We start from the raw sequence: 26,777 nt of genomic DNA on the forward strand, positions 1-26,777 counted from the left end.
AGTCAGAATCCAGCATATAATATACAGGATCTGACAGACGAAACCGAAAACCAGAAATAAAACTGGTTTTCAGGCAAAACAGATTTACTGGAAGAAATTGTCCAGAAGAACAGAATTTTCAGGATAGAAATATTCTTTATTATTCCAGTCCCAGTACAATTGATATCAATCAACCGAGCTGAAGCTTTTTTACCTGATATCAGATAATCTTTTTATCATCTGACAGCTTTCTGGTATTCAGATACCCATGACTTATAGAGATTTTATAGGCCGGTTAAAAGAAAACGGGAAACTGGTCGAAATTCAGCAGCCCGTATCCCCCATATTTGAGGCTTCAAGAATTGCAAAAAAAACAAAAGGTCCGGTTCTTTTTCATAATGTTTCGGGCTCAAAGGTTATTATGAACCTTCTCGGGTCAAGGGACGAGCTATCTTCCATGCTCGGGGTCCCCAAAGAGGAGATTATAAAGAAGCTGTCTGAAGTTTCTCCCGAAGGTGAGGTGAGGCTGGTCCCGGGATCTCCAACTCTCGAAGTAATTGAAAGCGAGGTTGACCTTACAAAACTTCCGATTCTTACGCATTTTGAAAAGGATGGAGCCCCTTATATAACCGCAGGGATCGTTGTTTCCGAATATGAAGGCGTGATGAATGCTTCTATACACCGCCTTATGCTCGTGGGAAAAGATAAGCTTGCAGCCCGCCTTGTCCCCCCGAGACATACCTACCTCCTGCATAAAAAGGCTGCAGAAAAAGGAGAAACCCTACCTGTTGCGATTGTTCTGGGCTGCGACCCGACTATTATTTACGCAACTTCTACGAGAGTGCCTGCAGGAAAAGAATTCGAATATGCAGCTGCCCTGCGCGGGACTCCGGTAGAAGTGTTTGAGTGCTCAAACGGAATAAAAGTGCCGCATTCAGAGATCATTCTCGAAGGATATATTGACACGAAAGAAAGGGTTGACGAAGGACCATTTGTTGATATTACAGGAACATATGATATGGTGAGGAAAGAACCTGTCATTCACATTACCAGGATCATCCATAGAAAAGACCCTATTTACCACGGAATTCTTCCGGCTGGCCCCGAACACCTTTTGATGATGGGTGTGCCGTATGAACCCAGGATATACAGGGCTGTGGGGGAAGTTACGACCGTTAAAAACGTGGTCTTAACGGAAGGGGGCTGCTGTTATCTCCACGCAGTCGTGCAGATAGAAAAACAGACCGAAGGAGATGCAAAAAACGCTATTATGGCTGCCTTTGCCGCCCATACAAGCCTGAAACATGTTGTGGTTGTGGACGAGGACATAAACATCTTTGACCCGAATGATGTCGAGTTTGCAATTGCTACAAGGGTAAAAGGGGATATGGATATCCTGACCATTACCAATGTCCGCGGAAGTTCCCTTGATCCGAGAGGGGCCTCTGATGGCACTACTACAAAAGTGGGAATTGACGCTACAAAAGTCCTTATTGAAAAAGAAAACTTTGAAAGGGCAATAATTCCGGAAGAATAACTGATCAGCAACTTTAAGCGGGTAAGGCAGAAAAATCCGAAAAATGGATTTAAAGTGTTAAATATCTGCCCGACCTGAAGCTTTATTATCAGCTTGCTGTTCCGTACTTACATTAATATTTATAACAGCCATATTTACAACGGCCGCATATGCTGCGAAAAGCTGTACCGGTATTCTGCACCTGCATTTATTACCTCGCAGTTAAAGAGTGAATTTTCATGTATCTAACAAAAGAAGAAGAACAAATCCTGAACGGAGAAGCCGGAGAAACTCTCAGGCAGGCAATTCAGATCCTTGTAGCTCTTGGAGACATCTACGGAGCGGACAGGTTGATCCCTATCAAAAGCGCCCAGATTGCAGGTGTTTCCTATAAGACAATAGGAGATGCCGGGCTTGAGTGGATTTCCGACCTTGAGGGACAGGTAAAGGTTCCTGCAATCCTTAACCCTGCAGGAATGGATCTTGAAGACTGGGAGAGGCTGAGAATCTCTCCAGAATTTGCAGAAAAACAGAAAGAAATTGTTCAGGCTTATAAAAAACTCGGGATTCGCTGCGAATGTACCTGCACTCCCTATACTCTTGAAGGATTTTCAGTTAGCTATGGGGACCACCTTGCATGGAGTGAGTCCTCAGCCATTTCTTATGCAAACTCCGTGATCGGAGCCAGGACAAATAGAGAGGGAGGCCCGTCAGCCCTTTCGGCAGCACTTCTCGGGAAAACTGCAAACTACGGGTTCCACCTGGATAAAAACCGCGTGCCTGAGGTCTCTGTCAGTGTGGAGTGCTCACTTAAAGAATCGGATTACGGAGCACTTGGGTATGTTGCAGGGAAACTCATTGGGAACAGAGTGCCTATTTTTCAATTAAGGAGTAAACCGGAAAAGGATGAATTGAAATCCCTTGGGGCTGCAATGGCGGCTTCAGGAGCAGTGGCACTTTACCATGTAAAAGGAGTAACACCCGAAGCCTGCAGAATGGATTTTGAAGAGCCTGAGGAAAAAATAATAATTGAGAGAAGCCAGCTGGATGAAGTTTATGAGAGCAAAGGCAAAGAACCCGAACTGATTACTATTGGATGCCCTCACTGCTCTGCGGCCGAACTTAAGAAGGCGGCTGAATTATTGAAAGGAAAAACAGTCTCAAAGGAGACCTGGATTTTTACCTCAAGGGAACTTGCAGAAAGATATCCTGAGTATATAAGGACCATTGAAGAAAGCGGAGCTAAGGTTGTATGCGATACCTGCATGGTAGTCTCCCCTGCAACTAACAGTTATTCCTGCGTGATGGTAAATTCGGGAAAAGCCTTTGCTTATGTGCCGGGGATGTGCGGAGCTCAGAGCGTATACGGGAATATGGAAGCCTGTATCAATAAGGCGACTGGCGGGAAAGAGAGAAAGGCAGGTGATTCCCATTAAATTCAAAGGCAGAACAATTTCAAGGGGATGCGCAGAAGGGGAGGTTTTGATTTCAAGGGACCCGATCTCCTTTCTGGGAAGTGTGGATCCCAGAACCGGGATTGTTGTTGAGGAAAAACACTCTCTGGCAGGAAAATCAATAAAAGGTAAGGTTCTTGTTTTCCCTCATGGGAAAGGCTCTACTGTTGGGTCCTATGTGATGTACCAGCTTAAAAAAAATGAGGCAGCTCCTGCGGCAATCATCAATCTGGAAACCGAACCTATCGTAGCAGTAGGAGCAATTATATCCGAGATCCCGCTCGTTGATATGCTGGAAAAGGACCCTTACGAGTTTTTAAAGGACGGAGACACTGTCCTGGTAAACGGCAGTGAAGGATATATTGAGCTGCTCAAACAGGGCGAAGGGCAGGCAAAAAAATGAGAGATTTAAATTTGTAAACCTGATTGATATGCCGCTTAAAGCTTAAAGGATGAGATTATATTGACAAAGGTATGAAATGCCTTAAAAATCCGTAAAACGCAAAAAGGGATTAAAAACATCCGAATTAAAAGATGTAAATAAAATTATAAAACCTGAAAGGCTAATTTGAAAGCTAAAAAAACCTCAAGCCTTAAAGACGTGAATCCTAAAATGAAACCGGAAATAGAAGATCAGAGAAATGGTCGCGGTAAGTCCGAAGTTGAAGAGTCGATTTCACGCATATATCCTTTCATAAGCAGGGTATTTGATGTATATGAAATCCAGAAATCCGGAGATATCCTTTATTTCTTTGGTACGCCTAAAGTGGATACTGAAAATGTAATGGGAGAGCTCTGGGCTCCCCTTGAACAGCGTGGTTTTGGGGGCACCCTGAAATACGAACTTGGAGAGCATGTTATTATTGTTGCTCCCGTAAAAAAGTCAGAGGAAAAAATCTGGATAAACCTTGCACTTTTCATGGCGACGGGGTTCACAACCATGATCTGTGGAGCCTGGATGTTCGGAGTCAACCTCACAAGTGACCCCATTCAGGTCTTCCGGGGTTTGCCGTTCACACTTGCAATACTGGCTGTACTCGGCTCACATGAAATGGCGCATTATGCAATGGCCAGATACCATGGAATGAAAACTTCCCTTCCGTATTTTATCCCTTTTCCGACTTTCATAGGCACAATGGGGGCGGTAATCCGTTACAAAGGACCTATCCCTGACAGGAAAGCTCTATTTGACGTGGGAGTTGCGGGACCTCTGGTAGGACTTTTTGTCTCTATTGCAGTCACCATAATAGGGTTGAACCTTGATGTCCCTGAAATCAATCCCCTGCCCGATTCCCTGATGTTTGAGATTGGTCTCCCACCCCTTTTTGTGATGATCCAGAAAGTTGTCGGAGTTACAGGAAGTAACCTTCACCCTGTGGCTTTTGCAGGCTGGGTAGGGATGTTTGTGACCCTTCTGAATCTCCTGCCTGCAGGGCAGCTTGACGGAGGGCACGTACTCAGGGCAATGCTTGGAAAAAAGGCGGACCGGGTATCTTCCATGATGCCGCGTATCCTTTTCCTCATAGGTTTTTACGTAATCTACTGGCTTAAAGGAGACGGCTTTATATGGATATTCTGGGCTCTCTTCCTCTGGGCTTTCGCAGCAGCCGGGCATCCGTCCCCTCTTCACGATAAAGTGAAACTGGATAGAAAGCGCATCCTTATAGGGATACTTACTTTTATACTTGGCCTGCTTTGCTTCACTCTAATCCCTTTCAAGCCCATAACCTGAAAATAGAACAAAATCTGAAGCTTGCCAGGACCTGAAAAAGAACCTGAGAGAGGAAAAAAACAACAATGGAAGTGAATTTTCGATACAGCAAAAAGAATTCCTACAGCTTTGCGGTACTTTCACCTGTGCTTCCTGAAGCGGGATTTACGGACAGTCCCGTTGACGGGATAATGATCTATAGTTTTACCACACGACAAGCAGCAAAAGTATTCAAAGAAGTAGAAAACGCAGGCAAGGACTCGATCTTCATCGCGGGAGGGCCTCACCCTTCCGGGTGTCCGGAGGAGACGCTAAAATATTTCGATTACGTGGTAATTGGAGAAGGCGAGGAAACTCTTCCGGAACTTGTAAGGGTCCTGCAGAAGAAAGGAGATCCCGGAGAGGTAAGAGGAATCGCTTACAAAAACCCGGATACCGGCAGAATAACCCTGACTCCTGAAAGGCCGCATGTGAATCTGGACTCGTATCCCTGCTTTAATCCGAAGAAGCTCCGAGCCCCCATTGAAATAAGCCGCGGATGTCCCTGGGGCTGCAAGTACTGCCAGACTCCAAGACTTTTTGGGAGGGAAGTCAGGCACAGGAGCATTGATTCCATCCTGAAGAATGCACAGCACTATAACGACCTCCGCTTCATAGCTTCAAATGCTTTCGCTTATGGGAGTGATGGAATTCACCCCAGGTTCGATAAGGTAGAAAAACTGCTCTCTGCGCTTCACAAACTGCCCGATAAAAAAATCTTTTTCGGGACTTTCCCTTCCGAGGTCCGTCCCGAGTTCGTGACCGAAGAATCTGTAGAGCTTGTAAGGAAATACTGCGCAAACGACAGCCTCAGCCTTGGAGCCCAATCCGGCAGCGACAGAATCCTTAAAGAGATAAGAAGAGGTCATACGGTTGAAGACAGCATTTCCGCTGTAGAGTGCTGCCTTGAACATGACATTATGCCTGCAGTTGATTTTATCTTCGGGCTTCCGACAGAAACCGAAGAAGACCAGGAAAAAAGCCTTGAACTCGTGCGCTGGATCTGCGAAAAAGGCGGGACTGTCAGGGCACATTATATGACCCCACTTCCGGGAACTCCATACGCATCATCAGTGCCATCAGATGTCAGCGACCGTGTAAGGAGAGAGCTTGGAAAACTTGCCCTTGGGGGAAAATTAACAGGTTACTGGGAAAAACATAGAAAAGTTTAAACGTAAGTTTAGAAGAGAAGTAAAAAGGAAAGTAAAAGAAGTAAAAAGAGTGAAAACGGGAATAAAAAGGAAAGTAAAAAGAAAAGTAAAAAGAAAAGTAAAAAGAAAAGTAAAAAGAAAAGTAAAAAGAAAAGTAAAAACGGAAGTAAAAAAGATTAAGGAAAGCCGGTGAATAATTTCCGCACCTGCTTTTTAAGCCTTAATCTTGCTTTTTGGCCCAGGTCTGTTTTTAAATTAACGGCATAAGGAGACCTTCATTTTATCCTGTTACTTCACCTCTCTATTACTTTGATTAATTGGAATTTTTAATTCCAATAGATAACGTTTTCAATTATATCTTGAATTCAGGTTTAATTGCCTGTTTCTAAAATATGTGCACTGATTTCTCAGCCTTGATGGCTTGATAGGTTCAAAGGATGTTGTTAATCTCGTACCAGGTCTATTTCTAACACTTATATGTGATTCATTTCTAACGCTTATGCAATTCTGTCCTGTGTGCTATTTTTTATCAGGCGTTTCGAGCCATTAACTATTATTTTGCTATCAGGAGCTGTATGTTTTTCTGATAAGGAGGCTCAATTACTGACTGGTTTAACTCGGGAGTATTTCCTGTTTTTCTTCCAGATAATAAGAAAGACTTCAATCTATTTATAATTTATTGTTACTTATTTTAAGTTAGTTCATAATAAATGTTAATTTAGGGAGATAAAAAATGTGGCTAAACAAATAAAGGAGGTTTTTCAGGAAAACAGATTCCAGAATCAGTCCAGAAAAAAATGTTTATTCTAAAAAAGAGCAAAACCCTATCAATAACCCATAGCAGCTGATTAGTTGTTACCTTCAGCTTCAGCCTTAAGAAAATTTGTTGAATTGAAGATTTGTTGAATTGAGGATTTATTGAATCGAAGATTTATTGAATTGAAGATTTGTTGAATTGAGGATTTAAAATTAAAAAAGAAAGTAAGGCTCAAAAGAGTTTGAGCCTCATTAAGGCAATTTCAGGCTTTTTCTGCCCTTAAAACCGTTTCCAAACCCTGGTTCATTAATTCCTCTGCTCTGTCCTGCTTTTTCGCTTCGGCAAATATCCGGAAAATTGGCTCTGTACCTGAAGGACGTATAAGGACCCATCCGTCATCGTACCAGATTTTGACTCCGTCAATAGTATCTGTTTTAAGGCCCATGCTTGAGGTCTCATATCTGATTCTTCCCATAGTGCCCACAATATCCCTGGAAGGAGTCTTGGTTTTTGCATTGAAATATACAGGCACGCTTTTAGTTAAATCGGAAAGCTTCTTTCCACTGGCAAGGATTTCAAGGATTTTTGCACATGCCATAGCTCCGTCCCGGCAGTACTGATGTTTGGGGAAGATAAGACCTCCATTGCCCTCGCCGCCAAAAACAGCGCCTGTTTCCATCATTTTTCTGGCTACATTTATTGAACCCACAGCAGTCCAGTAAAGTTCAACCCCTGCTTCCTTTGTGACATCAGCCATGCGCTGGGAAGAGCTTACCGGAGTGACCACAGGCCCTTTTTCAAGCTCAAGCATGTATTTCGTCATCATTGCAAGCAGGACTTCCTCATTTACGAACTCCCCGTTCTCGTCCATGAAGACTATTCTGTCTGCGTCCCCGTCATGAGCTGCCCCAAAAGCTGCCCCTGTCTTTTTAACGAGAGCTGAGAGCTCTGTCAGGGCATCAGGAGTAGGCTCCGGGTTTCTCCAGGGGAAAGTCCCGTCAGGCTGGGCCCCGAGAGTAAGGACTTCACACCCCAGTTCCCTGAGCAGGAAGGGAAGGGTAAGGGAACCTGCCCCGCAGCCGGTATCAACCACTACCTTAAACCTCCGGCTCCTGATAGCTTCGACATTAACCGCGCGTACGATATTTTTTATGTAATAATCATTAACCGACGGATCGAATCTGAAACTTCCGGTTTTGTCCCATGAAACAATCGAGAATTTGCCTGAAAAATAGATTTTTTCGATTTCCCTTTCCCCATCCCTCGGGAATTCCGAGCCGTCTCCTGCAATCAGCTTAATTCCATTATATTCCCTCGGGTTGTGGGATGCAGTGATAACGATCCCGGCATCGGCATAGTCGCGCACGTAGTATTGAATAGAAGGAGTAGGGACGGTCCCCACATCAATTACGCTCAGGCCTGTTGCAAGAGCTCCGGCAATTGCTGCGGATTTCAGCATCTGGCCCGAAATCCTGGTATCGCAGCCTATTGCAACCGTACCTTTTGAGCCCATGTACGTGCCAAGGCTTTTAGCCACATTGACCGCCAGTTCAGGCGTTATAAATTCGTTGGCGATACCGCGCACACCATTGGTTCCGAATAATTCCATTTAAGATCTCCATCTTGTCATTTGCGTCAAAATTATACTATTATAAGGAAATTAGGTTCTAATTAGATTTATTATTATAACCAGAGCCCTGATAGAAAAACAAAGTTTCGGTACAGAAGGTCAATTTACCTATAAACTGAAGAGAGCAACTTTCGGAATAAATCATTTCAGGTTACAGCCGGAAAACCCCTCGATTAAATTCACCCATATTCTTTTACTCAGAATGCCGCGGAGCACCTGACTATAAGGCTGGAAAATACATATATCTTATTAGCTGAAACTCGTTATTAATGGATATCGCCAGGATAGAAAAGATAAGAGAAGCTATTAAAGCCAGGGAAAGTGCAGTAATCGCATTCTCCGGGGGAGTGGACAGTACAACTCTTGCGGCTCTTGCATTTGAAGAGCTTGGGGACAGAGCACTTGCCGTTACAATAGATTCTCCACTTTTTCCCAGACACCAGCTTGAAACAGCTTCCCAGGCTGCCTGTGAAATAGGGATTCAGCATAAAATCCTCCCTTTTTCCCTGAACAGTGTGCCCTATTTTACTGCAAATACGATTAACAGGTGCTATTTCTGCAAAAAAGCACTTCTTGAAACCCTTCTCGAATTCGCGGAAAAAACAGGATATAATGCCGTGCTTGAAGGAACAAATGCTTCAGAAATAAAAGGGGAAAACCGCCCCGGATACAGGGCGATTCAGGAAGCCGGAGAAAAGATTTATTCCCCGTTTGTAGAGTTTAACGTTACAAAAGAAGAGATAAGGGAAATTGCTGCGAACCTCTCACTTTCTGCAGCCGGCAGACCGTCAGCAGCCTGTCTTGCCACACGCATCGCTTACGGACAGCCCATTACTCCCGAAGCTCTTGAGAAAATAGAAAAAGCCGAAGATTATCTGTTAGATCTGGGTTTTACTCAGTTCAGGATCAGGCTGCACTCAAACCTTGCCAGAATAGAGCTTACTCAAAAAGAAATTGAAGAAGCGTTCCGCAAGAGAGAAAAAATATCAAGGCATCTTAAAACACTTGGTTTTGACTATGTAACCCTTGACCTTGAGGGCTTCCGTTCAGGAAGCATGGATGAACCGTATTTGCAGAAAAAATCCGAAGAAAAATAACCGTAAAAACACCGGCAGTTAAAAGGATATGACAGAAATTCAAATCAGAAAAGCCGAAAAAAAAGACCTGCTATCAATCCAGAGGCTTCTATCAACTTATTTTCTGGACATGGAAAATCTTGGTCCTGAAGACTTTATACTGGCGGAAATGGGAGGAAAAATAACTGGATGTGCTGCACCCGTAAGAGGCACGTATGGAGACAGGAATTTTTTAGAAATTCATTCCATAGCCGTACACCCAAACTTTAGAGGAAAAGGTATCGGGAAAAGGCTTATAGACTACATTATAAATACCCTGAAAGATCCAGATAACTCGGATAACCCGGTATGTGAATTATACGTCAGGACAGGTTCTCCGGGCTTTTTTGAAAAACTTGGTTTCATAAGATTACCTGATACCGATAAATTACACCTCTGGGCTGAGTGTAAAAATTGTGAACATTTTGAGGGATGTACCCAGCATGCCATGAAATATTCCAGATCCGTGAACTACCACTAAGCTAAAGACTTAGTGGCTTCCTGAGTCATCCTTCCAACCAATGTTGACAAGTCGTGCAGGCTCTACCCCGCGTTCCACAGGTGAAATAGATATGAGCGTGATATACTTGAGATGCATATAGCTACCGTCTTTCCACGGCTTAATCCCGATCCCTTCAGGATGATTCTTGCCCTGTTATCCAACTCCCCGATGTTCAAACGTTACCTCGCTTGGTTTTCGCTTTGAGAATCGGCAACATTCTTATGAACTGTGAGGTTTTGGTGACAGCAAAATCTAATATTACAAAAGATTTTGAAAATATTTAACAATTGACAGAATCAATAACGGTTAACAGTTTAGGTTGACGCTCATATCCCCTGAGCTAAAGACTCAGGGGTTTTACGCTTCTTCCTATAAAGGGACAGACCTGATAGGGTTAACGAAACATTATTTTAGAGAAAAGCATATGAAGCAGCTTATGCTCACTCTCGGAATCGTTAACACCTATGACAAGATCAAAGTTCTGGATGCCCACTACAGGGCAATTGCCAGAGCCGCCCCGATCTGCCACGCTTTTGGGTTCCACCTTGCTCTTTACGACTTCCCGTTCAAAATGACCGCAGAAGAGCTGGTTGCGTTTGTAATGGAAAAAACCACAATAGGCGAATCTGGAAGTTATCTGAAAATCCTTTATGAAAAAAATCATCTTTCAGTGTCCGATCTCCCAAAAAAAGGTTTCCCGTCCCAGTTTGGAGAAACAGTTATTACCACTTCAAAACCGGACCCAAAAAGGAAAGTAATGCCCGTAAAAATCGCTGAAGAAGCTTTGCACAACCGTTCTTTCTTATTTCTTGTGGGCCTCGGGCATAAAGGGCTTCCAAAAGAACTTTTTGAAAGAGGGAAATACCACCTCGATATCACCTCTAAAGGCCTTTCCCTCGAGACATGCACTGCAATAGGGGCTGTACCCGCCCATCTCGCCGGGCTGATGGAAAACCTGCGATGCAAAAAGTGAATTTAAGCAAAGCTCCGGGACAGGCAAGAAGGCAATGTAGACTTATTTGTTTAAAATTATGCTATAATGCAAAAAATTTAAGAATAAATCAAAAAATATTCCGGAATGGATATATATCACGAGCGACAATTAATAATTGTTGTGGGTAAGAACAACGCCTGTAGCGCTGTTATGGGGTTTGCGGCCTGAAGGACTGAAATTGACCTGCTTTTCAGAGGTCATCCAGACAGACCGGGAATTCTGCCCGAGGGATTCTGAGGAAGTATTTGAACTTCTGACCTGCAGTACGGTTTATGCTTTCGATAAAAGGCAAGAACCTCTCCCGACCGCAGGAATTGTATCCGGAAGGGGAAATTATGTCCGGAAGGAGCGAAATTCGGACCCCATGCCGAGCGCAAATATTGAAGAGACAGGAGGAAAACTATGAGTGAGCTAAATCGTGAAGAAGTAAAAAGAAAAGAATGTAGATATGGATGCCGTCAAGACAGGTATCACACAGTTGTAAAGGGCTGCACAGACAGCCTTGATACAGATGAATTAGACCTTTACCGCTATATGATAGGCGGGATGCAGGGTAAATAACCTGCACAACCTTTTTTTATTTCTCGTTCCTAGAAAAGAAGCATGTACGATGTAGATGCGGTCCGTGAAGATTTTCCTGTTTTAAAAGAAGTTGTGTACCTTGACAGTACGGCGACCACGCAGACTCCGGTCCCTGCAGTCGAAGCCATGGTTGAATATTTCTACAGGTATGCCGGCAACCACGGGAGAGGAGCGCACCGCCTTGCCAGAGAGACCACAAACCGGTACGAAGACGCAAGGGAAACTGTTGCCCATTTTCTTAATGCAGACCCTTCAAAGACCGTATTTACGAAAAACACGACCGAAGGGATAAACCTTATTGCAAATAGCTATCCCTGGGAGGCAGGAGACCATATAGTTACAACCATGCTCGAGCATCATTCAAACCTTCTTCCCTGGCTGCGCCTGCAAAAAAAAGGAATTGATGTGACAGTGATAAAACCGGACCGTGAAGGCATAATTGATCCCCGCATGATAGAAAATGCCCTTACTGACAGGACGAAACTGATTGCCGTCACGCATATCTCAAACGTTTTCGGGTCCGTCCAGAACGTCAGCAGGATCACGAAACTTGCCCGCAAAAACGGAGTAAAAATCCTCGTTGACGGGGCTCAGTCCGCAGGGCATGTACCGGTGAACATTAAAACACTTGGATGTGACTTTTTTGCAACCGCAGGGCATAAAGGGCTTCTAGGACCCCAGGGGACTGGCGTACTTTACATTAAAGATCCTGAAGTGATGGAAAGCGCCTCTCTGGGAGGAGGAACGGTTTCGGATGTCAGAGGGCATGAGTACACTCTTGAGCCCTCCCCGACATGTTTTGAAGCCGGCACCCCGAATATCCCGGGGGTTATAGGGCTTGGAAAGGCAGTAGAGTATGTAAAAAAAATCGGAATTTCCGAAATTGAAAAGCATGAAGCTGAGCTTTCCCGGCAGGCTGCGAAAAGGCTCTCGGAACTTGATCACGTAGAGGTTTACGGGCCTGAAAACAGGGCAGGGATTGTTCCTTTTAATGTTACCGGGCTTCATGCCCATGATGTCGCCCTGATTCTTGACCAGACAAGAAAAATTTGCGTCCGTAGCGGACACCATTGTGCAATCCCTGTTACCCGTTTCCTCGAAGTGGAAAGTACGGTAAGGGCTTCTTTTGCACTTTATAACACAAAAGAAGAGGTAGATATTCTTGTAAAGGCTGTGGATGCTCTCAAGGCTCTCGTATCCTGAAAACCTGAATCTCTACCCGGGCAGAAGAAAAATTATATTGCAGCCTGGAGATTTTTTCTGGCACACACTTTATATTTTTACAGATTAATTTTAATACAGGCAGGGAAGAATAGCCCCACATATTTTTAAATTTGAAAAATTAAACGTAAAAAATAATTTACTTTAAAAAAACTCTTTTTTGGATTTACTTCTACAGGAATATCACTCTTAGCTTAACTCAGGAATTACAATATAAATTAATTTTATTTAGACTTTCCTACTAAATTTTAAAAGGTAAAGCTAATTTCATGTATTTATTGAAAAATAGAGGAGAAATTAGCTTTATTACATGACCTACAGAAGATAATAATTAATACATTTAGTTGCCAAGATCGAAAGATTTTATAAGAAGTTGCCATCTATATAGCGTAAGAAGAAATCTGAAGGCGAGAGTATGGATGAAGTAACAGAAATCTCGGAAAAGAGAAGTTTTATTTCGGGGTTATTCGGGAAAAAAGGCGATAGTAACTCCATCTCGGATATATTGAACAGGGCTAAAACTTATTTTGATAAGCCTTTAAGAAGCATGCCTGCGTACGACCAGGAAAAAGACGGACCTCTTATAAATTTTGAAGTTCCTGAAGGCTTGAAGGAAATTGAGAGGTACTGGCTCCAGGAACCCTATGCTCTGGTATCGATCCTGGAAGACCGCAGGACAAGGTACTACAGGCTGATAGAACCCTCCCTGACGAAGTTCGAAAAAGAGCTGCTAGAGAGGCTCTACGAAGATTTTCAGGACATTCTGATTTTGAATCCCACAACCTCAAAGATAGAAAAAGACGCACTACTTGTAGATAAGACACTTTTACTTCTTGAACGCTACAAGGCTGAGATTTCGGCCGCAACAATTCACAAAATAATTTATTATCTCAAAAGAAACCTTCTCGGTTATGAAAAAATCAATCCTCTTCTTTATGACCCTTATATTGAAGATATATCGTGTGACGGTGTAGGAGTTCCTCTATATATTTATCATATCAGATATCTGAATATTGAAAGTAATATTTCTTTTGGAGAAGAAGAGCTTGACTCGCTTGTAATCAAGATGTGCCAGCTTAATAATAAGCACATCTCTGTCAGCCAGCCGATAGTGGATGCAACAATTCAGGACGGGTCAAGGCTTCAGGCTATGCTGGGGAGAGAAATTACTCCGCGCGGCAGTTCTTTTACTATCCGTAAGTTCAGAAAAGATCCGATCACGCCTATCGACCTTCTCGGCTTTAAGACGTGTGATATGGAGATGCTTGTATATCTCTGGCTTGTTATTGAAAACGGCTACAACATGCTTTTTGCTGGTGGGACGGCTTCAGGAAAAACCTCGATGCTTAACGCGACATCCCTTTTCATGCCTTCAACAGCCAAAATAGTCTCAATAGAAGACACAAGGGAACTCCTGCTCTACCACAACAACTGGGTATCGGGCATTGCGAGAGAGAGTTTTTCAGCAGATTCTACCGGGGAAGTTTCCATGTACGACCTTCTGAGAGCCGCCCTGAGACAGCGTCCAGATTTCATAATTGTGGGGGAAGTGAGAGGTGAAGAAGCCCGTACCCTTTTCCAGGCAATGTCAACAGGACATGCTACAAGCTCGACAATGCACGCAGGAGATGTGCAGACCGTTATAAACAGGCTCACACACGAACCCATAAACGTGCCTCATATTATGCTGCAATCTCTTGACGTTCTCTGTATCCAGGAACAGGTGTACATAGATGAGAAAAGAGTCAGGAGGACAAGGAGCCTTGTTGAAGTACTTAACGTTGACCCTGAGACAGGAGACCTTGGCATAAACGAGATTTTCAACTGGGATCCTTCTGAAGACGGCTTCCTGAAAGTTGGAGACTCCCACATCATGCAGGAGATAATGCATGTCAGAGGATGGGATTCGGGCCAGTTGAGGGGTGAGATGGAAAACAGGAGAAAGATCCTTACTTACCTTTATGAGAAGAATATGAGGAGCTACATCCAGGTATCCCTTGTAGTGCAGGCGTATCAGAGTTATCCGAAAATGGTCATGGAAGCCATAGAAAACAACACCCTGCAGGGAATGATACAGGATATGGTCGCTTGAGAGGGGGAACATGACTTACACTTCTGTGGACGAAATGGCATACAGAGCTTTTGGAAATTTCTTTTATAAAAATAAGGAAAGCTTCCAGGAGCTCAAAGTAAAGATGCGCCACTCCCATATTCCAAAGTCAGTGGACCAGTACCTTGCATCAGTTTTAATGTATTCCATATTTGCAGGCGTAATAGGAGGACTTTTTGGATTATGGCTCGGGCTGAAAACCTTTGGAGACCCTGTGTCCAGACTCAGCCTTTTTGTGGATTCAACAAGGGCAGGATTTGCAGAAGAATACCTTTATTTGCTTGCGCTTTTAGTTGCCATCCTGTCATTCATTATAAGTTCCCTTATAATTTTTGGCGTTGCATATATCTATCCTTATTTTCAGGCAGATATCCGGAAAGCCTGCATTGATAAGTCTATGCTTCCGGCTGTAACTTACATGTACGCCCTGACAAAGGGAGGCATGTCAATCTATGATGTTTTCAGGTCTTTAAGCAGGTACACCCACATATTCGGCACAAGCGCGGAGGAAATCTCCTATATTGTGAGGGATATGGACTACCTGGGAAAGGACTTTATAACTGCCCTTAAAGAAGCAAAGGAACGTACCCCTTCGGAGCGTTTCAAGGACTTTGTTGACGGGTTGATCCTGGTTTCAAGCAGCGGAACCATAACCGGATATATAAAGAATAAGTCCGAGCAGTACCAGGATATGGCTGAGATGGCAAACAGGAACCTCTTAAAGACGCTTGACGTCCTTGCAGAGGTCTATGTTACCGTGCTTGTGGCAGGTCCGTTATTCATAATGACAACTCTCATAGTGCTGCAATTTTTCAGGCCTGCTTCAGCCCAGATACTTTACATGCTGATTTATATTATAATTCCTCTTGCAACCCTGCTTTTCACAGTTCTCCTTGATACGGTTGGAGAACTCTCCATGAGCCCGAAAAAGGGAGAAGTCCCTGATTATCCCATTAACCTTTCCGATATACCTGAACTTAAATCAGAAATCAGTGCAGAAGAGGAAGAAAAAAGAGACAAAAAGTTGAAGCTCTACAGGCAGGTTTACAACATCAGGGACCTTGTTGTTAACCCGTACAGGACTATCCGCGATGAACCAAGGTATACTTTCTTTTTCGGAATCCCTCTAGGACTTTACTATCTCGCCAACCTTCCGGAAGCTCTTAAAAAAAGTATCAATTTAAACTTCTACTGGAATCCGAACTTTGCCCATATAAGCGATAGCAGCGTCCAGTTTATAAGCTCAATTGACGACTACATTGTCATTTTCATTGCCATCGCACTCATTCCCTTCATCATATTTTATGAAATCAGGGCGTGGAGAATGAGGAAGATCGACGAGAGGATGCCTGAAATGCTGAGAAACCTGTCAAGCATGAATGATTCAGGGCTCCTCCTGTCCAATTCCTTAAAAATAATGGCAGAATCCAAGATGGGGATTCTCAGTAAAGAACTCAAAAAATTAAAGGAGGACCTTTCCTGGGGGACTTCTACTTCAAGAGCCCTGATGAAACTGGAGAATAATATCAGAACCGCCACATCAAGCCGGATTCTGCATACCGTTATTAAAGCGAACGAATCCACAAGCGACCTTAAAAGTGTGTTATCCATTACCGCAGAACAGGTCAAGAGTGAGGAGCGGTTGAAAAAGGAACGCTCTTCCGAGATGATCGTCTATGTTGTCACCATCTACGTTTCTTTCTTTGTTTTCCTTTTCATAGTCTACGTTTTGGCTATGTATTTCTTCCCAGAAAGCGCCTCATTTAAAGGATCTTCTCAGGGGATGGGATACGGAGGAGTCGGAAACGGCTACTTCAACATACAGGAGTACACGATGCTCATGTATCACTCAGCCCTTGTCCAGGCTTTTACTTCCGGACTTATTGCAGGAAAAATGGGGCAGGGTTCGGTTTACATGGGACTGAAGTACAGCGTCAGCATGATGCTGATCACCTATGTAATCTTTACAATGTTCGTCTAAGGTGTTTTTATGCTAAAGACTCCAGGAAAAGGACTAAAAAAAGAGGCTGCAGTTTCAGAAGTAATGGGCACTGTACTCCTTACAGGAATAGTGGTTATCATGCTCAGCGCCCTTGGAGTGGCTGTTTTCTCGATGGAAGGACCAGATGATGTCCCTCATACAAACGTCCAGGAAATCCTGGACATATCTAATAATACAATCTACTTGAAACACAATGGAGGAGAACCCGTAAGCACTGAAAATTTTAAGATCATAGCAAATATTAACGGCATGAGGCATGAGTACACATCATCACAAATCTGCGAAAGCCTGGAAAATAGCAGCGTCTGGAAAATTGGGGATACTATTGAAATCAATTCAATGGATGCATGGGGGGTTGACCTCGGGAATGACGACAAAGTGGAGTTGTTTCTGGTTGATACTCCCTCAAACGAGTTGATCCAGAAAAGTACACTTACGAGTGCGCTTCAAAAGAATCCCGATTTAAGTTTATGTTTCACTCCGATGGGAGATATAACTGACACATCCACTTCAGGAAAAAACGCGGCCAAAAAAGGATATGGAGAAAATTGGCAAGTTAGTGCTATAGATAGTACTACAAATGAATATAAAATAGCCACCAACGAAAACAAAAACTGTACCACTTATTATCCTCCGACAGGTATGATTAACACCAGCATATATCAAGAATTCAATTTTGGAGTTAAGCCCGCTGCCTACGGAATAAGACCCGGGGACACCTTTAGTAACGTGACTCTTATTATCTATTATTATACACATGATAGCACACCTGCAAATAATAAAAAAGATGATTGTGATATCAAATTTGAATACTATTACATCGATGAATATGGACAAGGAAAATGGGAATACTACAATGAGACTTTTCCAGCACATAATTCTGACTTCGAATACGAGTATCTCAACCTTACAGATCGCATCAATACCCCTAAAGACCTAGCTAATTTTAAAGTAAGGATTAAAGCCTCAACAACAGCAGCTGAAAGCTCAGAGAAAGAGATAAATGTCGATTACATAGGGTTGTCGATAGAAGAAGATAACATATAGAGTGAGTAAAATTCATGATAAAATTTCGCGACCGGATTTAATCCAGACGTTGTAAAATGAGACTTATTAAAATTAAAAAAATTAAAAAATCGGGGATAGGGGAATTGGCTTGCCAGAAGTAAAAAAAATTATCGAAAACTCCAGTGCTGTTTCGGATGTCCTGGGGGAGATACTCATGACAACAGTAGCGGTTATCTTAATCGGTTCAATAGCCGTGTCCATTTTTTCATATGGCGGACCGGATGACAACCCACACACTCAGGTGAATGAATGGATAGATGTTGAGACGGACACGATCCATCTGGAGAATAGTGGAGGAGAGTTTATCGACACAGGAGATATTGAAATTGTGGTAAATGTCAACGGAATCCGATATACTTATTCCTCTTCTAACATTTCCGAGAACCTGGGGAATAAAAACAGCTGGGAGCTGGGAGACAGAATAGAGATCAACACCTCAAGCGAATGGAATCTCCAAATAGAAGAGGAAGACGAGGTAGACATGTACCTTATCGATAAGCGTTCAAAGAAGGTGTTCCAGAAACTTCGGCTCTCCACCGGGGAAAATTGAGATTTGAAGCTGGCAGCTCAGGAACAGCTGGTGCGAGCATTGTCGACCCTAATGTTAGTTTTATGGTGTTGCATGTAAGTTAAAAACCAAAGCAGGAAAGGGAAATAGATGAAAAATAGACTCTTTGAATCAATCTCTTCTTTTTATAGATCCGAATCAGGGATAGCAGCCGCTGTTGCTGCGGCTCTGCTTCTAGGGATTTTAGTCGTTTCTATGACAACAATCCAGGTCCAGTACGTGCCTGTCTGGAAAGAAGATGCGGAATACTCCCATATGTCCGATGTCTGGCAGGACATGTCCAGATTCAAGTCTAATGTTGACATTCTGGCAGCAGGCTTAGAAATGAACCCGAATTCCAGGATAACCCTGAACAGTCCGATCCAGATGGGAGGGGCAGACCTGCCTTTCATAGGAGGGATGAAAACAGGCGGAACCCTTACTGTAAACAACGACATCTCAGGAATATTGATAGAAGTAAACGACGATATGGGCGGATATGACAGCAATCTAACTCTATCTGATATCGGCTCGGTTTCATACCGCCCTGCTAACATCCATTCCGTGGAAGAAACTTATTGCTATGAAAATGGGGCACTTATTGTCACCCAGAACGGCAGGTCTGTAATGAAACTTTTTCCAGGAATCGTGCTAGAAGATGGTGCAGGAATAGCTTCCGTAAATCTCTCAGCGAGGATAGCTACCCTTGAAGGAACAAGAGGTGTGATGGCCAGTAACAGTATAGAGAATATCAGGCTAACGTCCCAAGACTTCATAAACATATATGACTCTGACCAGGAATATACCAGTGAAAACGCAACTACAAAAGCTAATGTTACCTCCGTAGACCTTACCATCTACACGGAAAATACAGAAGCCTGGGGAAAATATTTTGAAGATTCAGCCAACGAGACTCACCTTCAAGAAGGAACGGATTATAACATAACTAAAGAAGATTATTCCGTGAAATTTTCCCTTTTCCCGGAAAACAAAACCATCAATTTTAAAGCATACAATGCGATAATAAAAATGAAAACAGAGATCCAATAAAATCTATTTCATTCCCTTTCCTTACCAATTCTTTAACATATGCAGCCGCAAGAAAAACAGGGAAGGCCTCGGAAAAATAAATTCTGGAAGCTTTCCTGCATCTTTTTTTACTATTTCGTTTTCAGCAGAAAAACAGAAACTCCATAAATGAAAGAGTCATGTAAGCTTTTCAGGATCTTTCTTATTCAATTTACAGGAAAAGCTTCTTCAGCTTCATAATGAAAAAAGAGAACAGAACAAGAGAATTACCTCATGTTTTATATTATGAACAATGAGCCAAATTTAATAATAACAATCCCTGTAATAAGAACCTCACCTAGTACAGATGGACGCCACCGGAATCTTTTATGAATTTTTCAAATATTCAGAGTAAATCCCCCTAAAAGTAAGATTTTGCTCGCCTGAATAAAGGTTATCTCATTCCCCTCAGTGATTTATATAAATATTTAGACATTTTATCTAAATAATGAAGGAAGTTTTATTTATAGATAATTCGTTGAAAAAAATTATTTTGAAGCAAACTCTCAAACAAGCTAAAAATACATTCGAACATAATATTAAACTTTAATAATTGTTATATTTTGAATTTGAATCAAGTTGCCCATTATTTTAAGTGAGTGGGTAACATTTAAGTCAAAATATAAATTACCTAAAGTATTTGCAATTGAGTCATTCTAATTTTAGTATGTACATGAAATGGATTTAAATAAACGTCATATAAAATTGATTTTCAGTAAGAAGTAGATGTTTTGGAGAGCTTAAATTAAAAAAGCGATACTAGTAAACTCATTAACACATCACATATAAAAACAAGCTTTATAAAAATGTAGAGTTTAAAAGAAGAGATGAAAAAACAGTTAGTAAGAATCGAATCTTTGTCAATTAGAAAAAGAAAGAGAAAAAGCACCTCGAAAGGTGCGAGCGTTTTTGAGAGTAGATATTTAAGTTCTCAGTGTTTTGTCGCAAATCAGCTGGTTAGAGAGTTTGTCGGTAATTTTCACATTATAAACTTTGCCGGCAGGTAACTTGTCTGTAGAAACAATGAATGTTTCTAGATCTCCAACGGAAAATTGTGCTGGGTCTGTTGGGACAGTAACTATATCAGAAGAGCTTGGAGTAGACATAGCTGGCCCGTTTAGATCAGTAAGGATACCATCTTCACGGGTAAGGCGAATTTGCGTATTCTCCCAAACAATGGTGTCTCCACCAAGATGTTCAATTACTAAGGTATCCCCGTCAATAAACTTTGCATTGATGTTCGCCTGCGGTGCAGATTTTGCAGGTCCCTGACCAAAGACGGAAGAGCCGATTGCAGCGGCGAGGATGACGGTTATTGCAACCATCAGCACGACACCGATAACCGGGGACACTGCTTTATTATTGCTAAATAATTTTTTGAGATCCATATGTTCTCCCTCCTGAGTTAAACACTCCAAGACAGGACAGCCTGTCTGACTTTTAACATTTAGTGTTACAAATTTACAATTACTACTTTTTATAACTGCACTCAAAGATATTCTTCGTTCGTATATAAATTTTTGCTGGACTTTAGAATATTATTTGGTAACTATGTTGTTTATTTTTTATAAGAGTTTTCCTGATAATTTAGAAGACATACTGAATTTATTTTCAACAGTCCGGTTAATATTCATTTAATAACATTATAGAAATTTAGACAGAGGATATATAGAAGGTGACTGTTATCGTGGAGGGTAAAAAATATGGGGCACTTTTCCAGGACTGCAGGGCAGTCTCAGAGGTAATAGGGCAGGTGCTTATGGTAGCTGTAGTTGTTCTGGCGTTTTCTTCAATTGCTATTACAGTGTTTTCGGTTGGAGGAGCAGTGAATCCTCCTCATGTTCCGCGTACCGACCTGCAGGAAAGCGTGAATTTCAAAGACAATACGGTACAGGTATTCCACAGCGGAGGAGAGGCTATTGACCTCAAGGATATTAGGATAATACTCAGCGCTGATGGGCAGCATAAAGAGTTCGATATATCTGATACAAAAAATGTTACAGTTTTTGATCCTGCAGGCAACGAGACTTATTCTGATGGAGTTTTTATGCTCGGAGACTGCATTGTAATTAATCCAGGTAATGTTAATGTCACAGGTGGAAACGCTACTCTTTACTTCATTCATACGGCATCTAGCCAGGTGATTAAAAAAGCAATGCTCTGAAGAGATCCGGAGGATAATCAAAAATTTCACCTATTTTTAAAAGTAATTTGAGAGTAAAATTTTGAGAGTGAAATCAAACATGCTTAGAATTAGAATCAAAGATTTGTTAATATATTAATACAGGTTCTCCACAACGATTCCACAATGATTTAAGAGTATCAGCGAATGAATTTTGGGTAAACTACTAAAGAAGTCCAGAATTCTAAGAAATAATTCAAATAGTTGGATCATATACCATATTTAATAATTTATTAAGTTTATATGCTTTTATAGAAGGTGATTTTTATCGTGGAGGATAAAAAATATGGGGTACCTCTCCAGGACTGTCAGGCAGTCTCAGAGGTAATGGGGACAGTGCTCATGATATCTATTGTCGTGCTAGCTTTTTCTTCAGTCGCTCTTACAATATTTTCAGAAGGGGATTCGATGGACCCACCGCATACCCCGCATACCAACCTGCGCGAAAACATTAACACTTCAGAAGATACCGTGGAAATCTTCCATAACGGGGGGGAAGAAATTGACCTTAAAGATATCATGATAATACTCAACACTGAAGAGAAGCGGGCAGAGTTCAACATGTCTGAATCTGCTGTTAAAATTTTTGATCCCAAAGGCAATCAGCTACCTTCTGACGGCGTTTTTACTTTAGGAAACCGCATCGTAATTGATCCCACAAGTAAAATCAATATTACAAGCGGAAATGCAGTTGATCTCTATTTTGTGCACACAGCATCCGACCAGGTGATTCAAAAAACTAAACTATGGAAAGATGTCAGGGATTTGCCTTACTGGATAACTCCTCATACATTTCCTGCCGGGACAGCATATGATAATTACACGGAAACATGGCTGGATACGGAGTTAGTCGATAAAGACGACGATGGATCCACAAGCAGTTTTATACCAAAATATGAAGATGTATCTGAAAATTTTACTTTTGGCATAGATATAGGGGAGCTGGGGATTCCAGAAGACACATTGTTTACCAACGTTACTCTGAGAATCATCTCTACACGACATGACAACAGTGCTAAGAGAACGATACCAGAAATCTACAATGGATCTCAATGGATCTCATTTGATCCTATTTCCTTTAAAGGCTCAGATAACTATGTGGTAACACAACTCAACATAACAAGATATGTAAAAAACACTACAGAACTAAGAAATCTCGAAGTCAGGATATCAGCTGACGGGCATGCGGCCGATCAAAGTGAAAAATATTTCAGGATTGATTTTGTAGGTGTCCACGTGGAGTACTAACATATGAAGAAGGGCATCCAGATCAGGGGTTTGAAGAGTATGACAGAGAAGATTTCAAAAAATTCACAGAAAAGCAAGCCCTTTTTTTTCCGTTCGGAATCTGCATCATCAACGGTTGTAGGGGCAGTTTTGCTGCTAGCGATCATTGTTAGCATATTTTCGGTGGTCAGGATTGGTTATATCCCAGAATGGAAAAATGATGCGGAATATTCTCATATGAATGATGTCTGGAAGGACATGGCAGACCTCAAATCAAAAATAGACTTAATAACCATAGCCCTGGCATCAGATCCGGATTCTCAAAATACTGAAATTACTATGAGCGTACCATTTCATATGGGGGGAGGGGACGTCCCGCTTATTGGAACCATAAAATCAAGTGGAACTCTTTCGGTAAATAAAAACGACTGTAATATAACCATAAGTCAAGGTTCCAATGGGAACTTGATAGACCCAGTTGCATGCGGCTCTGTGAGCTACACATCACAAAACAGGTATTATGTGAATCAGGATTTCATATACGAAGGAGGAGCCCTGATCCTTTCCCAGGGAGAAAGATCTTCTATGATGCTTTACCCTTCGATCCGTTTCTCCAGAACACCGGCAAATGAATACAATGTTTCGATACACATTGTAGAGATCGATAAAAACCCGTATGCTCCTGCCGATGTCATATCTTCTAACACAGGATGCTCTCTCCGACTCTCAGGCAAAGAGTATGAGCCTCTCTATAATGACAATAATATAAGTTCGTTCACCTTAACGGTTAATACTGACCATCCCGATGCCTGGTACCTGTATCTTCAGGAAACAACAAAAGAAGCAGGGATAACTGATTCTACAACACTTACACAAAACGAAAACAGCGTGAGTTTAACCTTCCCCTCCGGACCAGGTGGAAAGGGTTTGAACAGGCTCTATGTTAGTAAGACAATAGTAAAGGTAGAACCTGGAATAGGGATCTAAGCTGAGAACATGAACCAGGGAACGAAGGGAAACGAAATGTCTCGAAAAAGCCTATTAAAATCCGAATCCGCAGCTGCAATTGCAATTGCGGCGGTGTTGCTTTTGGGGCTTGCATTTACTATAATCTCCGTGGTCAAACTAAACCACGCTCCTGAATGGAAAATTGATGCGGAAAGAGACTATAGTTATGATGCATGGGGCAATATGGAGGACGTGAAAACCAGGATAGACTTATTCACCCGGTTCATGGATTCTAATAGCAATTATTCGGGATATGGTCTTTCAGCAACTGTTCCTTTCAGCATGGGAGGAGGAGATGTCCCGGTATTCGAGCCTTCCAAATCTAACAGTAAGCTTTCGGTGAACAACGAAGAGTATACAATGAATATAACTCTTGCCAATCATTCTTTTTCTCATAAAATTGACTGCGGGGGTGTCACCTATTATTCAGAAAACAGACAATACCCTGATCAGGTTTTCAGGTATGAGAACGGAGCCCTCATCATGGCCCAGGGAGAAAGTTCTCAGATGAAACGAAAACCTTCCTTCGATATACAGAAAATCGGCAATGAAAATTACGCAATTACCATTAATGCCATTAACCTTACAGGAGAAACTACATCCGTATCCTCCAGCAACCTCGCTGCCCTGCGCCTTACCGGATGTTCTACAAATCCTATTCTCAACAGTAGTACCGACTATCTGAACGAGAGCATAAACTCTTTTAACCTGAGCATTTGCACCCATTATACGGATGCCTGGGCAACTTACCTTAACGACACAGCAAAAGAAGCAGGACTCTTATACAACACTGATTACAAGATTACCTACCCTGACTTAGGCTGCGTTTGTCTCTCTATCCTTCCCACAGGTAATAACTACAGCATCTATGTCAATAAGACTATAATCGGTGCAGAACTTGGAACCGGAAGCAGCATGGGCATTGGAGAAACCGGCGTTTCTGAGCCCGACGAAGATGAGGATGAATCCGTGATGAAAGTAGGTACGTGGTATACATTTGAATTATCAGATAATGGAACAGCGATTCTCCCGCTAAGAGATTATAAACCGGGATTCGTTTTTCCTGCAAGTTCAGGAGTAAATGTAAAGCTTGAAAATTATGATAACAATTATCCGACTAACGAATTTAATTACTCGATGGAGACATCTTTCGAAAATACTTTCCGGTTTAATTCATTCACTGACTTCAATTCCAAACCCAACTCGGCAACTATTCGGATGATTTATAAACTCGATTATAGTTCCACATCGGTAACTAGGAATATTGCAGAAAATAACCCTGAACATGCTGTCCTTGTTGGTAATAATAATGGCAAAGATTGGTATTTGTATAGCGAGACAACTCCGATAAATATAATTGATCCTTCGGATCTTACATTTTATTTAAAAATAGATGAAAAAAATGGAAAGAACTTCCATATCGACTACCTTGCAGTACGCCTTAACTAACGGAAAAGAAAAAGGCATATGGACACCATACTCGCTATAAAGAAAAAGCGAGAAAACCAGATCCATATGCCTGAAAAATACACGACCCCATACCCTGCCAGAAGAATCCATTCCGACGGCAGGGCTGAAGATACTGAAGTGCTGCTTGCAAGGGAATGTCCTGTTAAACTTTTTCTTGACGGCAAACCATTTACGACTCTTTTTGCCTCCCCGCTAGAACTGAAAGAACTTGCAGTAGGTCATCTGATTACAGAAGGGATTCTCAGTTTCAAAGAGATTGCAGGGGTTGAGGTGGAAGGCAATGAAGTTTATATACTGACTCTAAAGGGAAAACACCTCATACAGGATGAATCACCCCAACCAGCCGAAAGAGAACCCGAAAAACAAATTTTTGTGAATTCAGACGCCGTTTTTGACCCTGAATCCATTTTTGCAGGCACAGCTTATCTTGAGTCCGATACATACAAACTTACCAGAGGCACCCATCTCGCCGCCCTTATAGATAAAAAAGGAAAGCTTGCAGTTCAGATCGTTGACGTAGGCAGGCACAATGCCGTAGATAAGGTGGTAGGGGCTGCATTTCTGAGGATGATCGACCTCTCTCAACACTATATGCTTTCCACAGGCAGGCAGCCCGCTTACATGGTCACAAAAGCAGCCCGTGCAGGAATTCCACTTGTCGCCACAAAAGCCATGCCATTCGATTCCGGCGTCGAAGCCGCAAAAAAAGCTAACTTGTGCCTTGTAGGGCAGCTAAGGAAAGAGTCAATGCTCATCTTTACGAATGAGTGGCGAGTCAGGATTTAAGCGTGCAGTTCCAGCTAATGGGAAAGAAAACCGGAATTTATAAACACCTGAATTTAAAAATAATTAGAGGGTGCCTTTCGTGCTCTTTACTTCTTTGCCCTCAATTTTTACAGCCCTTTTCATCGCATAAGCAAAAGCCTTGAAGAGAGCCTCTATTTTGTGGTGGTCATTGTCCCCGTAAACGCTGGCGTGTATGGTAATCTTTGCATTTGAGGCGACAGTCTCAAAGAAGTGCTTTACCAGCTGGGTACTGAACTGCCCTACCTGGGGAGCGATAAAGTCAGCTTTCATGACAAGATAGCTGCGGCCTCCTACATCCAGGGCAACTTCAGCAAGAGCCTCGTCCATAGGGATTCTGGCTTCCCCGAAACGGGCGATTCCTGCCATATCTCCAAGGGCTTCGGCAAGAGCTTTTCCGAGGACTATTCCTGTATCCTCAATGAGGTGGTGCTCGTCCACATAAATGTCACCTTCGGCACGCACTTTAAGGTCAAATTCGGCGTGCCTTGCGAAAGAAGAAAGCATGTGGTCAAAAAACCCGATCCCTGTACTGACATCTGCAGTGCCTTTACCGTCAAGGTTAATCTCGAGCTGAATGTCGGTTTCCTTCGTCTTACGGGAAATTTTGCTAATTCTCATACAGCATCACACTTTTCTT

The 26,777-nt window shown here is 42.3% G+C and carries 24 protein-coding genes; 21 read left to right on the forward strand and 3 right to left on the reverse strand.

The window, feature by feature from the left end; genetic code table 11:
* The first annotated feature begins 247 nt into the window (after positions 1–247).
* From MSMAS_RS16715 to MSMAS_RS16735, 5 genes are all read left to right on the forward strand, one after another.
* On the forward strand, positions 248–1,516 hold the full coding sequence (locus tag MSMAS_RS16715) for a UbiD family decarboxylase (RefSeq protein ID WP_011033472.1): 1,269 nt from the start codon (positions 248–250) through the stop codon (positions 1,514–1,516).
* Positions 1,517–1,734: 218 nt separating this feature from the next.
* Complete coding sequence (locus MSMAS_RS16720; RefSeq protein WP_011033471.1) at positions 1,735–2,931, forward strand: aconitase X; 1,197 nt, start codon at positions 1,735–1,737, stop codon at positions 2,929–2,931.
* A complete protein-coding gene (locus tag MSMAS_RS16725) occupies positions 2,918–3,352 on the forward strand; it encodes a DUF126 domain-containing protein (RefSeq protein ID WP_011033470.1) in 435 nt (144 codons plus the stop codon). The genes MSMAS_RS16720 and MSMAS_RS16725 overlap by 14 nt, the downstream gene beginning before the upstream one ends.
* A 165-nt stretch (positions 3,353–3,517) precedes the next feature.
* Positions 3,518–4,681 carry a site-2 protease family protein gene (locus MSMAS_RS16730; protein ID WP_015411885.1) on the forward strand — a complete coding sequence of 388 codons (1,164 nt, stop codon included), beginning with the start codon at positions 3,518–3,520 and terminating at the stop codon, positions 4,679–4,681.
* 65 nt (positions 4,682–4,746) lie between these two features.
* Positions 4,747–5,871, forward strand: a complete 1,125-nt coding sequence (locus MSMAS_RS16735; RefSeq protein WP_015411884.1) for a TIGR04013 family B12-binding domain/radical SAM domain-containing protein — start codon at positions 4,747–4,749, stop codon at positions 5,869–5,871.
* A 998-nt stretch (positions 5,872–6,869) separates the two neighbouring features.
* Here MSMAS_RS16735 and glmM read toward each other — a convergent pair.
* Positions 6,870–8,216, reverse strand: a complete 1,347-nt coding sequence (gene glmM, locus MSMAS_RS16740; protein WP_048039248.1) for a phosphoglucosamine mutase — start codon at positions 8,214–8,216, stop codon at positions 6,870–6,872.
* A 290-nt stretch (positions 8,217–8,506) separates the two neighbouring features.
* Between glmM and larE the strand changes: the two genes are divergently transcribed.
* From larE to MSMAS_RS16790, 11 genes are all read left to right on the forward strand, one after another.
* On the forward strand, positions 8,507–9,334 hold the full coding sequence (gene larE, locus MSMAS_RS16745) for an ATP-dependent sacrificial sulfur transferase LarE (RefSeq protein WP_011033466.1): 828 nt from the start codon (positions 8,507–8,509) through the stop codon (positions 9,332–9,334).
* 28 nt (positions 9,335–9,362) lie between these two features.
* Positions 9,363–9,833 (forward strand): GNAT family N-acetyltransferase, encoded by a 471-nt coding sequence (locus MSMAS_RS16750; protein ID WP_011033465.1) that lies wholly within the window; start codon positions 9,363–9,365, stop codon positions 9,831–9,833.
* Positions 9,834–10,278: 445 nt separating this feature from the next.
* Entirely contained in the window at positions 10,279–10,827 is a 549-nt protein-coding gene (locus MSMAS_RS16755; protein ID WP_080503107.1) for a DUF531 domain-containing protein, read from the forward strand.
* Between the two features lie 199 nt (positions 10,828–11,026).
* Positions 11,027–11,254, forward strand: coding sequence for a hypothetical protein (locus tag MSMAS_RS16760; protein ID WP_015411882.1), 228 nt, complete (start codon positions 11,027–11,029; stop codon positions 11,252–11,254).
* Positions 11,251–11,409, forward strand: coding sequence for a hypothetical protein (locus MSMAS_RS19110; RefSeq protein WP_015411881.1), 159 nt, complete (start codon positions 11,251–11,253; stop codon positions 11,407–11,409). Before MSMAS_RS16760 ends, MSMAS_RS19110 begins: the two co-directional genes overlap by 4 nt.
* 42 nt (positions 11,410–11,451) lie before the next feature.
* The gene (locus tag MSMAS_RS16765; protein ID WP_011033463.1) at positions 11,452–12,633 is read left to right on the forward strand and encodes a cysteine desulfurase; all 1,182 of its coding nucleotides are present in this window, start codon (positions 11,452–11,454) and stop codon (positions 12,631–12,633) included.
* A 433-nt stretch (positions 12,634–13,066) separates the two neighbouring features.
* Positions 13,067–14,743 carry a type II/IV secretion system ATPase subunit gene (locus MSMAS_RS16770; RefSeq protein ID WP_048046840.1) on the forward strand — a complete coding sequence of 559 codons (1,677 nt, stop codon included), beginning with the start codon at positions 13,067–13,069 and terminating at the stop codon, positions 14,741–14,743.
* Positions 14,744–14,753: 10 nt separating this feature from the next.
* A complete protein-coding gene (locus MSMAS_RS16775) occupies positions 14,754–16,742 on the forward strand; it encodes a type II secretion system F family protein (RefSeq protein ID WP_048046842.1) in 1,989 nt (662 codons plus the stop codon).
* A gap of 9 nt (positions 16,743–16,751) precedes the next feature.
* Positions 16,752–17,810, forward strand: coding sequence for a type IV pilin N-terminal domain-containing protein (locus MSMAS_RS17945; RefSeq protein ID WP_052716893.1), 1,059 nt, complete (start codon positions 16,752–16,754; stop codon positions 17,808–17,810).
* Between the two features lie 109 nt (positions 17,811–17,919).
* On the forward strand, positions 17,920–18,381 hold the full coding sequence (locus MSMAS_RS16785) for a type IV pilin N-terminal domain-containing protein (RefSeq protein ID WP_015411876.1): 462 nt from the start codon (positions 17,920–17,922) through the stop codon (positions 18,379–18,381).
* 108 nt (positions 18,382–18,489) lie between these two features.
* Positions 18,490–19,428, forward strand: a complete 939-nt coding sequence (locus MSMAS_RS16790; RefSeq protein ID WP_015411875.1) for a DUF7289 family protein — start codon at positions 18,490–18,492, stop codon at positions 19,426–19,428.
* A gap of 941 nt (positions 19,429–20,369) precedes the next feature.
* On the opposite strand, the gene MSMAS_RS16795 is transcribed toward MSMAS_RS16790, so the two are convergent.
* A complete protein-coding gene (locus MSMAS_RS16795) occupies positions 20,370–20,834 on the reverse strand; it encodes a type IV pilin (RefSeq protein ID WP_048036968.1) in 465 nt (154 codons plus the stop codon).
* Positions 20,835–21,121: 287 nt separating this feature from the next.
* Here MSMAS_RS16795 and MSMAS_RS16800 point away from each other — a divergent pair, with 287 nt between their 5' ends.
* The 5 genes from MSMAS_RS16800 to fdhD all read left to right on the forward strand — a co-directional run bounded on the left by MSMAS_RS16800 (position 21,122) and on the right by fdhD (position 26,119).
* The gene (locus tag MSMAS_RS16800; RefSeq protein WP_052733648.1) at positions 21,122–21,610 is read left to right on the forward strand and encodes a type IV pilin N-terminal domain-containing protein; all 489 of its coding nucleotides are present in this window, start codon (positions 21,122–21,124) and stop codon (positions 21,608–21,610) included.
* A gap of 276 nt (positions 21,611–21,886) precedes the next feature.
* Positions 21,887–22,876: a type IV pilin N-terminal domain-containing protein gene (locus MSMAS_RS16805; protein WP_230633304.1), complete on the forward strand. Its 990-nt coding sequence runs from the start codon at positions 21,887–21,889 to the stop codon at positions 22,874–22,876.
* A gap of 39 nt (positions 22,877–22,915) precedes the next feature.
* Positions 22,916–23,842: a DUF7289 family protein gene (locus MSMAS_RS16810; protein ID WP_230633306.1), complete on the forward strand. Its 927-nt coding sequence runs from the start codon at positions 22,916–22,918 to the stop codon at positions 23,840–23,842.
* Between the two features lie 36 nt (positions 23,843–23,878).
* The gene (locus MSMAS_RS16815) at positions 23,879–25,312 is read left to right on the forward strand and encodes a DUF7289 family protein (protein ID WP_230633308.1); all 1,434 of its coding nucleotides are present in this window, start codon (positions 23,879–23,881) and stop codon (positions 25,310–25,312) included.
* A gap of 18 nt (positions 25,313–25,330) precedes the next feature.
* A complete protein-coding gene (fdhD, locus tag MSMAS_RS16820) occupies positions 25,331–26,119 on the forward strand; it encodes a formate dehydrogenase accessory sulfurtransferase FdhD (RefSeq protein ID WP_230633310.1) in 789 nt (262 codons plus the stop codon).
* Between the two features lie 63 nt (positions 26,120–26,182).
* Here fdhD and hisB read toward each other — a convergent pair whose 3' ends face one another.
* Positions 26,183–26,758, reverse strand: a complete 576-nt coding sequence (hisB, locus tag MSMAS_RS16825; protein ID WP_048046846.1) for an imidazoleglycerol-phosphate dehydratase HisB — start codon at positions 26,756–26,758, stop codon at positions 26,183–26,185.
* Positions 26,759–26,777: the final 19 nt, after the last annotated feature.

The sequence above is a fragment of the Methanosarcina mazei S-6 genome, from assembly GCF_000970205.1.
Classification (GTDB): Archaea; Halobacteriota; Methanosarcinia; order Methanosarcinales; family Methanosarcinaceae; genus Methanosarcina; species Methanosarcina mazei.

What these genes read in the sequence shown, in the direction of transcription:
- fdhD (WP_230633310.1), top strand. Translation starts at nt 25,331, where the DNA reads ATGGACACCATACTCGCTATAAAGAAAAAGCGAGAAAACCAGATCCAT.
- MSMAS_RS16815 (WP_230633308.1), top strand. Translation starts at nt 23,879, where the DNA reads ATGTCTCGAAAAAGCCTATTAAAATCCGAATCCGCAGCTGCAATTGCA.
- MSMAS_RS16715 (WP_011033472.1), top strand. Translation starts at nt 248, where the DNA reads ATGACTTATAGAGATTTTATAGGCCGGTTAAAAGAAAACGGGAAACTG.
- MSMAS_RS16775 (WP_048046842.1), top strand. Translation starts at nt 14,754, where the DNA reads ATGACTTACACTTCTGTGGACGAAATGGCATACAGAGCTTTTGGAAAT.
- MSMAS_RS16755 (WP_080503107.1), top strand. Translation starts at nt 10,279, where the DNA reads ATGAAGCAGCTTATGCTCACTCTCGGAATCGTTAACACCTATGACAAG.
- MSMAS_RS16795 (WP_048036968.1), bottom strand. Translation starts at nt 20,834, where the DNA reads ATGGATCTCAAAAAATTATTTAGCAATAATAAAGCAGTGTCCCCGGTT.
- MSMAS_RS16735 (WP_015411884.1), top strand. Translation starts at nt 4,747, where the DNA reads ATGGAAGTGAATTTTCGATACAGCAAAAAGAATTCCTACAGCTTTGCG.
- MSMAS_RS17945 (WP_052716893.1), top strand. Translation starts at nt 16,752, where the DNA reads ATGCTAAAGACTCCAGGAAAAGGACTAAAAAAAGAGGCTGCAGTTTCA.
- MSMAS_RS16770 (WP_048046840.1), top strand. Translation starts at nt 13,067, where the DNA reads ATGGATGAAGTAACAGAAATCTCGGAAAAGAGAAGTTTTATTTCGGGG.
- MSMAS_RS16720 (WP_011033471.1), top strand. Translation starts at nt 1,735, where the DNA reads ATGTATCTAACAAAAGAAGAAGAACAAATCCTGAACGGAGAAGCCGGA.
- MSMAS_RS16750 (WP_011033465.1), top strand. Translation starts at nt 9,363, where the DNA reads ATGACAGAAATTCAAATCAGAAAAGCCGAAAAAAAAGACCTGCTATCA.
- hisB (WP_048046846.1), bottom strand. Translation starts at nt 26,758, where the DNA reads ATGAGAATTAGCAAAATTTCCCGTAAGACGAAGGAAACCGACATTCAG.
- larE (WP_011033466.1), top strand. Translation starts at nt 8,507, where the DNA reads ATGGATATCGCCAGGATAGAAAAGATAAGAGAAGCTATTAAAGCCAGG.
- glmM (WP_048039248.1), bottom strand. Translation starts at nt 8,216, where the DNA reads ATGGAATTATTCGGAACCAATGGTGTGCGCGGTATCGCCAACGAATTT.
- MSMAS_RS19110 (WP_015411881.1), top strand. Translation starts at nt 11,251, where the DNA reads ATGAGTGAGCTAAATCGTGAAGAAGTAAAAAGAAAAGAATGTAGATAT.
- MSMAS_RS16790 (WP_015411875.1), top strand. Translation starts at nt 18,490, where the DNA reads ATGAAAAATAGACTCTTTGAATCAATCTCTTCTTTTTATAGATCCGAA.
- MSMAS_RS16810 (WP_230633306.1), top strand. Translation starts at nt 22,916, where the DNA reads ATGACAGAGAAGATTTCAAAAAATTCACAGAAAAGCAAGCCCTTTTTT.
- MSMAS_RS16765 (WP_011033463.1), top strand. Translation starts at nt 11,452, where the DNA reads ATGTACGATGTAGATGCGGTCCGTGAAGATTTTCCTGTTTTAAAAGAA.